This is a genomic window from Modestobacter sp. DSM 44400, assembly GCF_900107175.1.
Classification (GTDB): Bacteria; Actinomycetota; Actinomycetes; order Mycobacteriales; family Geodermatophilaceae; genus Modestobacter.
The window spans coordinates 1-1,323 of the sequence record NZ_FNOZ01000170.1; the positions used below are offsets into that span (position 1 = coordinate 1).

Annotated in this window: 2 protein-coding genes; both read right to left on the bottom strand. The window is 66.7% G+C overall.

Annotated elements, in window-relative coordinates; translation table 11 throughout:
* Positions 1–177 precede the first annotated feature (177 nt).
* Positions 178–615, bottom strand: coding sequence for a transposase (locus BLW04_RS25535; protein WP_175484317.1), 438 nt, complete (start codon positions 613–615; stop codon positions 178–180).
* A gap of 59 nt (positions 616–674) precedes the next feature.
* The gene (locus tag BLW04_RS25540; RefSeq protein ID WP_091548461.1) at positions 675–1,160 is read right to left on the bottom strand and encodes a helix-turn-helix domain-containing protein; all 486 of its coding nucleotides are present in this window, start codon (positions 1,158–1,160) and stop codon (positions 675–677) included.
* Between the last annotated feature and the right edge of the window lie 163 nt (positions 1,161–1,323).

The following is a 1,323-nucleotide window of genomic DNA, read 5'->3' on the forward strand; positions in this document are numbered from 1 at the left end:
CACCTGCACCTGCCGAAGTTGCGCGCCGCGCTCGACGCCGAGATCGCTGGAACTGTCGCATCGACCGTGCAAGATGAGGAGGTCGTCGCAGCCTGACGCACAACGGACCGCCACCGAAGTTCTACGGAACTCGGGACAACCTCGCGGTCCAGGCACTGTCGGGTCAGGGCGGAGAGTTCAATCTCGGCGATGTTGAGCCACGAGCCGTGCTTGGGGGTGTGATGGATCTCCAGCCCGCTGGGCCAACGCGAACGCCTTGGCCGGCTCGAATGCCTCGTACAGCGAGCCGATGCCGTGGGTGTTCAGGTTGTCCATGACCAGCACCACGGACTCGACGTCGGGGTAGCCGCAGGTCAGTAGCCGGTCGACCTGGTGGGCCCAGTCGAGCTTGGTGCGCCGGGGCTGGGCGTCGACGTGACGCCAGCCGCGCAGCGGCTCGACCCAGACGAAGATCGAACAGGTGCCGTGGCGGACGTACTCGTTGTCCTCGAGCCGGTCGCGGCCGGGAACGGCGGGGATCGGATCGCAGACGTCGCCGAGCAGCTGGTAGGGCTTCTCGTCCATGCACACCACCGGCCGGTGCGGATCGGCCGGTCGCGCGTAGACGGCCAGCACGTCCTCCATCCGTGCCGCGAACTCGGCGTTCGCGTGCGGCGGAATGGTCCAGCACTTTTTCAGATGAGGACGCAGTTTCGTTTTTTCAAGACCCGGCCGATGGTGGAGTGGTCCAGGTCGGGCAGGTCATCGGCCAGGACGACGTGCTTCTCCAGCAGCCGCAACGACCACCGGGCATGCCCCTCCGGCGGCGTCGAGCACGCCAACGCGATCAGCCGGGCCTCGACCTCACCGGTCACCGTCGGCTCCACAGGCGGCGTGGCCCGCTTCTTGCGACTGATCGTCGCCTGAACGTCACCGCCACGCTCGGCATAGGCCTTCGACGTCTTCACCACCGAGTCGACATGCACCCCGGCACGCTCGGCGACCACTTCCTGAGTCGGTACCGGCCCGTCGCGGTCGGGATCGTCCTCGTCCAAGACCAGCAGGATCCGGGCCCGCCGTACCTGCTGGGCCGGATGCGACCCCGTACGAACCAGCCCCGTCAGCGCCGTGCGATCCGCCGGGCTCAACACCACCGGCCGCGACTTCGTCCTCGACATCATCGACTCGCTCCTGGCGGGCGGAAGGGGAAGATGTCCCGCCACGAGCATCACACCACAACAAGACCGTCCATTAGCCTCGATCTTCCGTGATCTTGATGCGGAGCATGATCATCGGCTTCTGGTCCCGTGTGGGCGTCAGGATGGCATTGGGGTGTGACGGATC

Bases quoted from the DNA above. Each gene is read 5' to 3' on its own strand.
- BLW04_RS25540 (WP_091548461.1), bottom strand. From the start codon at position 1,160: ATGATGTCGAGGACGAAGTCGCGGCCGGTGGTGTTGAGCCCGGCGGAT.